Annotated in this window: 10 protein-coding genes and 1 tRNA gene; 1 reads left to right on the forward strand and 10 read right to left on the reverse strand. The window is 62.7% G+C overall.

The window, feature by feature from the left end; all coding sequences use genetic code 11:
• Positions 1-138: 138 nt before the first annotated feature.
• The 9 genes from AADX97_RS12185 to AADX97_RS12225 form a co-directional block, all read right to left on the reverse strand.
• Complete coding sequence (locus AADX97_RS12185) at positions 139-765, reverse strand: hypothetical protein (RefSeq protein WP_374237398.1); 627 nt, start codon at positions 763-765, stop codon at positions 139-141.
• A gap of 179 nt (positions 766-944) precedes the next feature.
• A complete protein-coding gene (locus AADX97_RS12190) occupies positions 945-1,382 on the reverse strand; it encodes a hypothetical protein (RefSeq protein WP_374237397.1) in 438 nt (145 codons plus the stop codon).
• A complete protein-coding gene (locus AADX97_RS12195) occupies positions 1,379-2,644 on the reverse strand; it encodes a phage/plasmid primase, P4 family (RefSeq protein ID WP_374237401.1) in 1,266 nt (421 codons plus the stop codon). Before AADX97_RS12195 ends, AADX97_RS12190 begins: the two co-directional genes overlap by 4 nt.
• 12 nt (positions 2,645-2,656) lie before the next feature.
• The gene (locus AADX97_RS12200) at positions 2,657-3,442 is read right to left on the reverse strand and encodes a hypothetical protein (RefSeq protein ID WP_374237396.1); all 786 of its coding nucleotides are present in this window, start codon (positions 3,440-3,442) and stop codon (positions 2,657-2,659) included.
• On the reverse strand, positions 3,391-4,302 hold the full coding sequence (locus tag AADX97_RS12205; protein ID WP_374237395.1) for a toprim domain-containing protein: 912 nt from the start codon (positions 4,300-4,302) through the stop codon (positions 3,391-3,393). Before AADX97_RS12205 ends, AADX97_RS12200 begins: the two co-directional genes overlap by 52 nt.
• A 2-nt stretch (positions 4,303-4,304) precedes the next feature.
• Complete coding sequence (locus tag AADX97_RS12210) at positions 4,305-4,505, reverse strand: hypothetical protein (protein ID WP_374237394.1); 201 nt, start codon at positions 4,503-4,505, stop codon at positions 4,305-4,307.
• Positions 4,502-4,807, reverse strand: coding sequence for a hypothetical protein (locus tag AADX97_RS12215; protein WP_374237393.1), 306 nt, complete (start codon positions 4,805-4,807; stop codon positions 4,502-4,504). The genes AADX97_RS12210 and AADX97_RS12215 overlap by 4 nt, the downstream gene beginning before the upstream one ends.
• Before the next feature lie 151 nt (positions 4,808-4,958).
• Complete coding sequence (locus AADX97_RS12220; RefSeq protein WP_374237392.1) at positions 4,959-5,477, reverse strand: hypothetical protein; 519 nt, start codon at positions 5,475-5,477, stop codon at positions 4,959-4,961.
• The gene (locus AADX97_RS12225; protein WP_374237391.1) at positions 5,474-6,574 is read right to left on the reverse strand and encodes a tyrosine-type recombinase/integrase; all 1,101 of its coding nucleotides are present in this window, start codon (positions 6,572-6,574) and stop codon (positions 5,474-5,476) included. The genes AADX97_RS12220 and AADX97_RS12225 overlap by 4 nt, the downstream gene beginning before the upstream one ends.
• 164 nt (positions 6,575-6,738) lie before the next feature.
• Between AADX97_RS12225 and AADX97_RS12230 the strand changes: the two genes are divergently transcribed.
• Positions 6,739-6,812, forward strand: a tRNA-Phe gene (locus AADX97_RS12230).
• Positions 6,813-6,950: 138 nt separating this feature from the next.
• On the opposite strand, the gene AADX97_RS12235 is transcribed toward AADX97_RS12230, so the two are convergent.
• Positions 6,951-7,388: a transposase gene (locus AADX97_RS12235; RefSeq protein WP_374237400.1), complete on the reverse strand. Its 438-nt coding sequence runs from the start codon at positions 7,386-7,388 to the stop codon at positions 6,951-6,953.
• Positions 7,389-7,421: the final 33 nt, after the last annotated feature.

The following is a 7,421-nucleotide window of genomic DNA, read 5'->3' on the forward strand; positions in this document are numbered from 1 at the left end:
CGCAGCATTGAGCGCCCGATAGCGAGCCTGTCGCGCGGCGTCGGGGACAGGGGCGCCTACAGGAGGTCATGCAGTACGCGTCGCTGCTCGCGCAATGCCTTCGCGCACAAACGTTGCAGCGGCCGATGTCTACCACGGTCAGCATTCGTCGATGACCTGGCTTTGCCGATGGGCGTTTGTGGGCCGGTTGACCGCTCCCACGGCCTCCATGTCCGAATCAAAGCGGCCTGCCGCGCCCGTCGTTCCGGCGTCCAACCTGTTGCCATCAAGTAGCTCCAATAGTTCGTTTGGCGGAATCGCTGGTTTTTCCGCGCGAGGCTGGGGAGGATCCGCGCCGTTGTTGACCTGTTGATTTTGAGCGATGTTCGCCTGTTTCACGAACGCCACGTTCCTCGGCGCCTTCATCTCCGCCAGGGTTTCCAGGGTCGCCCGACTCTGTGCCTGAGCCTTCAGCGCCAAGCCGAGGTAGCACTTGAATTGATCCAGATAGTCCTGCTTGTCAGCCCGTCGCAACAGACTGGTGAACAGGGTTTCGAGCGTTGCGGCCTGGCTGAACAGCATCGCCTCGATATCGCCCAACTTCCCCTTGTGGATGTCGGCGGTTTGCTTCATCAGTCCGATGGCCACCTGTCCGATGTCGGCATCGCTGGCCCCGGCAAATTTTCCCCACTCCGTCATGCTCGACGCGCCTTGGATCGCATGCATCAGTAAGATCTCGCTGGGTGATAACGCCGACGGCTGACCTTCGTCCGCTTTCTTGCTCATGAATGACCTCGCTGACCTGTTTCTCCGAGCGTCCTTGCCGTCGTGGTGCCTTCAATCCCTTGATGCCACCTTGATCCATGCGGGTGGTGATCTCGCTGTCGTTGCTCCGGTCGGGCGACGAAGAACCCCGTGGCAATATGATCGGCATCAGAGTTGACTTGCCGTCTTGCCTGGGCCATTCATGCCGCAGATTCCCGAACCTCGATCAGCCGCTCGGCACCGAACCTCAGCGCTAGGTCGTGCCGGGCCTGGTCCTGGTCGCACTCCGGCGCCAACATCGTCAGCCATGTGTCGGGCTGATCCGTGAGACGGAATCGATAGACGCGCATGGCCGACTGGGCGTCGCGCTCGGCAACCGGGCGCGATTCGCCGACCTCGAACTCCCGGATTGCGGCGCGCTCCTCGATGGCTTCGCGGATCGCCTCATTGACGGCTGGCGTCGGCGGCGGCGGCTCGGCGCCGGACAGCAGCGCCAGCAGCTCGGACTTATGCGCGCGGATCTCGGGCAACCAGCGATCGACCTCGATGCGGTCGCCGGTGACCTTCAAGTTGCCGGTATCGTTGATTGCCAGCTCGACGCCTGCTGCGATGACCTCGCGGAGGATGTCGGCGCTCATACCTCCACCTCGGCGCGCTCTTTTTGTGCGGCGGGAGAAAAAAAGTCGGATGTCGGCGAAGATCCTGCACTTCCGACACTTCCAGCATTGGCGAGGGTTTGCGGGCGATCCGAAACAGCACCGGTGTAGGATGATCCAGCACTTCCAACACTTTCGGCACGATCTCGCCATGCTGCGGGCGGCTCGTCCGGGAGCTTCAGCCGTAACCCCTGGATACCCATTCCAGATCCGCGGCGGACCTCCACGACAGCTACCCCGAGTGTTTTCGCCATGTCCATCGTGACGGATCGGAATCGACGCAACGACAGCGCCTCCCGGCCGTTGCACTCGCACCAGTCGAGATAGTTCGGGTACAGGTGTGCGCCTGAGTTCTCGAAATAGATCGCCCCGTCGTCGCGTTCGCGTCGTTTCTGCTTCAACCCGATCTGCGTCCATGTGCCTCGCTCCGGTACGCAGCACTGCATCAGCCAGTCGGATGCAGGGTTGCCCGCGCGCATGGCTTCGTCGTTGGCTTCGATGGTCTTTGCCGGAGGATGGGAGATCCGATGCTCCATCTCCGCGACGGACAGACCGAGCACCCAATTCACGACACCCGGTAACTCGGAGTGCAGAACACCCTTCTCGCCGCCTGCTTCGCGCCAATCGGATTTTTCCGCTTCGGTAACCCGGTGATCGAAGACCACGGTGACGCGGCGGCGCTCCAGACCGGATGTGTAGTCCGTCGTCACCAGCGGCTCGTTGCTCGCCATGATGACCATTCCGTCATAGACGAACGTGCCGGCCTGCTGGACATGCTTGCGCTCCAGCCGGATCGGGTCTTGTCCGGTGATCCCCTTCAGGACGTTGACCGATCCACCGTATTTATCCGAGTCGCCGATCGTCGCGAGCCGCTTGCCGTAGAGCGTCGCCGCTTCAAAGCGGTTCTGCTCCAGTTGCTTCAGGTCCGTCGAGACGGTGTTGCAGGCGCCGACCAATGCTGTCAGCAGGCGAAGGAGCGTTGACTTACCGGACCCTCCGGGGCCGATCAGGTGCAGGAAGCGTTGCAGATGTGCGCCTCCGCGGATCAGCGCAGCCATGAACGCCCGCAGCAGTTCGACGGTTTCCGCGTCGCCCCCGACAGCCCCGAGCAACCACTTTTTCACGCGAGGGCAATCGCCTCCGTGATCGTAGCTGTAGGGCAATCGCCAGCTGGCCGCGTTGGCGGGAGTGATCGGCGTCAGTTGGCCCGTCATCAGGTCGAGCATGCCGTTTCGGAACGGGATCGCGCCGGCTCGCTACTGCGGGAGCGCCAGCATGTTGGCGCGCTGGATCAGCGTCAGGATGGCGTCCTGATAGCGGTGGGTGAATCCCGCGCCGTCCGTTGCCGGGTACAGCCAGCGCGTCAAGGCTTCATGCAGCGACGACGGCTGAAGTAGCGGCTCCCAATGCGCATCGCGGAAGGCGTGCCACATATCCGCCGTCGGACAGTAGCTGTACCTGCCTCGCAGGACACCCGCAACGATCAACGCGGCGTCGGATGCGATCAGCAGACGGGCGCCGTGGTCGGTTTCACGCACCAAGGCGCCGGGCGACCCAGGTAGAGATTCAGTGTTGGAAGTGTAGGATTGAAAGGTGTCGGTGTAGGATGAAAACGCCTCCCAAGCCGCGCCGGTGTTGGAAGTGTTGGAAGTGTTGGATTGGAAATCGAGTTTGATTTTTTTCTTCCCCGCTCTCTCTTTGGCGTACTTCGAGCGAGCACCGATTTCCCGGTCGATCTCGGCGACGCGCGCCCCCGCCTTTTTGGCGGATGCCCGCAGGCGCTCGTAATCGGCCATGCTGTAGCCGTAGACGACGCCCCACGCGGCTTTCACGTCCGTCTCGAAGACTGCGCCGATGTCGTCGGGCTGGCGCTCGATCGCGGCCTCGATCGCGGCCCTGGCCTCGGCGAGCCGCTCGGCCGCGGGGTCGATCGCATCCTCCAGCGGATCGTTCGCCGCCGAGTCGTGAGCTTGTTTCACTGCTGCTGCACTCATCGCGAAACCTTCCCGGCCGCGCGCGCGAGCCGATACCAGTCGTTCCAATCGGTAGGCTTGCCGGATAAATCCATGCCCTCGAAATTCGGCAGCAGCAGCTTGGCGCCGATCTCCAGCGCAGCGGCGCGGGCCTTGGTGCGTCCGGGGTTTCCCTCGGTCCATCGGTCGTCGTCGCTGAGGATGACGATCTCGGCGTGAGGATTCAGTCGCCGGACAGCCTTGGAGACTGGGAGCAGATTCCCGGCATTGAATGCGACGATTCCGGGTGAGCCCGTGACCTCCACCATCGTGGCGACAGTGGCGAATCCCTCACCGATCAGGATCGGAGCTTGCCGTCCGTCGCCCTCGATCGGACACCAACATCCCGAGATCCGCGCTCCCGTGAGAAAGCGCTTGGCGCCGTTGGCGGCGATGAATTGCAAGCTGGTAAGCGCGGATCCATCGCCGATCGGCAGGACCAGGCGGTTCGCCGAATCCACGCGCGCGAGGTGCGGGCCGATCTCCTTCTTGAGCAGGTAGGGATGGTCGGAATGTGCCGGCGGACACGCCGGCCAGATCGACGCGGCGGTATAGGCCGATGCCTTCCACGTCGCCTGCTGTTCGGCATCGCGTTGTCGGCGAGCCGTCTCGATCAGCGCGCGAAAGTCGATTTTCTCGTCCGCTTCGTTCTTGGCGCTCCAGGTCTGTTGAAACCCGAGTTTCCAAGATCCGAAGGCGCCGGCCGCGAACCGATCAAGGTGCAGCAGATACCATCCCGAGCGCGCCCCGGCTTTATCGTCTGCCGTGCGGAACCGATGGATGCGTCCGTCGGCGATGATGTCTGGCGTTCCGAGTCCGGCCGCGGCGATTGCGGCGGCGAAGTCGTCGGTTGCACGCCAGGTCGGGGGGATGGTTGCGGCTGTGCTCATCGTCAGCCCCTGTCGTCCTCGGCCAACGCGCGCAGCAGAGCGGTTCCGGCATCAAACATGGCGGCTTCTTCTTCAACCGTTGCCGTTGCGAGCAGGTCGCCCATGCTAAAATCGGGGGCGACGGCTTTTTCTAGCTCACCAGCTGTCAATCCGCTCCCGCCCCGGCCCGCCACGGTCGGGGCGTTCTCGTTTGCGCTGCTCATGCTGCCACCCGTCCGCGCGACCGCAGAGTTGCTTTCGATGCCGCGCAACCCTCCAGCCAAGCCGCAAAGCGACCTCTATGAATAAGAATTTTGGTGCCGATGTAGCGGATCGCACCGGCCTCTTCCAATCCATTTGAGGCTGCATTGCGCACGTAGTGACGAAGCGCGTGCTGCGTGAATGTCTTTTGCTTTGAGTCGCCGTTGAGCCATTCCTCAAGGGCTGCAACCGAGCCCCAGGGACTGAGTTCCGGGATAGGCATTGCGCTGATTGGCGCGGCGGGAGCGGGTTTCGTTCGGGACATTGCTCATTCCTCGCTATGCGTCGGGTGACGTGGCGCGCCCTGATTGGCGTGCTATGGCGAGGACTGTAGCGGGCGAAAAATGCCCCGGATAGGCGTATGCGCAGACCCTAAAGTCTGCGCAGAACCTAGCGTCTGCGCAGGCTATAAGGCGTTATTGGTTCTGAAGCCAGCGGCGGATCGTACTGCGCGGATATGGGACGAGATTCAATTCGGTGATGCGATTGGCGGCGACCTCTTTGCTGTGGCGCCCAAACTTGTCGTTGAATTCGTCGCGGTGCGCCTTGTAATACGCTTGCACGATTTCCCTGCAAGCGTTGTCTTCCTGGTGACTCGCCTTGGCGAGCGCAATCGCCGGGTTCTCGGTCTGCGCAAAAGGGTCCGCGCCCTCTGCATTGCCGATATGAATCCAAACCGCCTGGGCTCCACCGATCAATGCCCAAGCCTGCGGCGACGATGGCGCAGCGATGGCTTGATCCAAGCGCCGCATGGCCTCGACCGCCAGCTCCCGCAGCGTCGGCGTATCGCGGACGAGGCGCTCCAGCGGACTCTCGGCCTTCGGCGCCGGCTGCTCGCTCAACCAACGGGCGTATTGCGTCCAGAGTCGAGTTGCAGTCACCTCGACCGCCTCGGGCAGTTGCTCGACATCATCGAAGCACTGTGCCGGGGTCATGGCTTACCCTCCCCGAACAGGTCGGCCGTCATCGAGCGCACCAGATCGTGCGTGTGCTGCGCGGTCAGGTGTGAATATCGCTTGCTGGTCGCGGCCGACTTGTGCCCGAGCACGGCGCCGATTTCGAGCAGGCTCGCGCCGCCTTTGGCGAGGAACGACGCGGCGGAATGACGCATGTCGTGCCAGCGAAAGCCCTCGATCCCCGCGCGCTTCAAAGCGGTTTCCCACGGAGTGCGCAGGTCCACGGGCTTGGTGACAGTCACGCGCGCGGGGAACACCAGGCCGGGATCTCGCAGGGTGCGGACCTTTCCGGTTTGGTCCTCTTTACGGTCGCGTTCAGCCTTGCGGGCCTTGAGCAGATCCAGCGCCTCGGGAGCAATCGGCACTGCGCGGATACCGCCCTTGGTGGTCGTCTCGTTCTCGACGCGCAGATGCAGGAGACCGGCATGAAGGTCTACATCCTTCCAGCGCAGCCCGAGCAGCTCTTGTTGACGGGCGCCGGTGGTGAGAGACAGCAGCACCGCAAGGTAAAGATCCGGGCTCGCGGATTGACGGCACGCATCCAACAGGCGAGGCAGTTCTTCGCGGGTGAGGAACCGGGTGCCGCCGTTACCCTCTTGGGGCTTCGCGACCTGACGCAGCGGATTGGTCGTGAGCCAATGCCAACGCTTCACGGCGGCTGTGCAGACACTCGCCAGGGTCGCGAGGTAGCGGTTCACGGTGGCCGGTGCGCTCCCGGCCGCAATCTCGTCTCGACAGGCGTCGATCTTGGTCGCGGTCAGCTCCGAGAGCTTCAGGTGCCCGAGCTTTTGGTCCCAATAGTCGAGATGAATACCGTAGGGTCGGGCCGTCGTCGGGCGCTTCTCCGGGAGCACCTCGGCGCGATACTTCGTGATCGTTTCCCCGAGCGTGTGCCGTTGGGCCTCGTTGGTAAGCCCCGCGTCGTCCTGCTCGATGCGCGCCTCAAGCTGGCGTGACCAGCGTTCGGCGGCGCTGCGGGTCTTGAAGGTCTTGGTCTGCTTGCCGTGCCCCTGCTTGCGCACGACGGCCTTATAGACGGGGCCGCTCTCGCGCTGTAATTTCTCGATCGTTGCCATGCGCTGTTGCCTCAGCTTGTGGTGACGGAAGCCCCGGCGGGTGCCAGCCCTTCGGGGTTTCGTTTTTCGCGTCCGTTCGCACTGCGACGCATGGCTATATCTTAGCGCAAATTTACAGGGTGGTGTCCCCTCTAGTGACCCCTGTCGTCGAAAAACCGGCTGCAAGCCCCGTCGTTGCTGTAGGGCGATAGGACTGAAACTCCTCGTGTCGGTGGTTCGATTCCGCCCCTGGGCACCAATAACGCAGTGGGCAGCGATCGATGCCCGCAGGCTTACCAAGACGAAGCACCCTCTTACGCGCAGGCCAACAGCCATCGCTAATGACAGGTAGGTGCGAATTTATTCGCATCCCTCACAGAACCTCACGCTGAACACCCTACAGCCAAGCCGCATCCCAATGCGGATAATCCCCGACACGCTCGACCAATCCCGCACGCACCCGATTCGCCACGATGTAACGAGCGATCTGGCGAATATCCTCTTCTTGCCGGATTGCATGATCGTGGAACGCCTTCTGCCAAAGCGGACCCTGCCGTCTAAGATAGGCATTCACTCGATGTGCCGAACGCGCCTTGAAGGCTTTCAGGACCGAGGGTAGCGACAAGGAGTCATCCAGCTGAAGTAGCCAGTGAATGTGGTCCGGCATCACCACCCAAGCCAAGGACATGACCGCGCGATACTCGGTCAAGGCCCGCATCTCGGTGTCCAAACATCGGGCACAGACGAAATCGCTGAAGTAGCGCTTCTCTCGCTCCGCCAAGACCGAAGTGACGAAATAGGCTCGGCCGGGCTCGCTGAAACGGCCTTTGCGCAGGTCATCGAAAGCACGGTGGGTTTGACCCGATGC

The sequence above is a fragment of the Thiocapsa sp. C2-2m genome (assembly GCF_041903745.1).
GTDB lineage: Bacteria > Pseudomonadota > Gammaproteobacteria > Chromatiales > Chromatiaceae > Thiocapsa > Thiocapsa roseilacustris.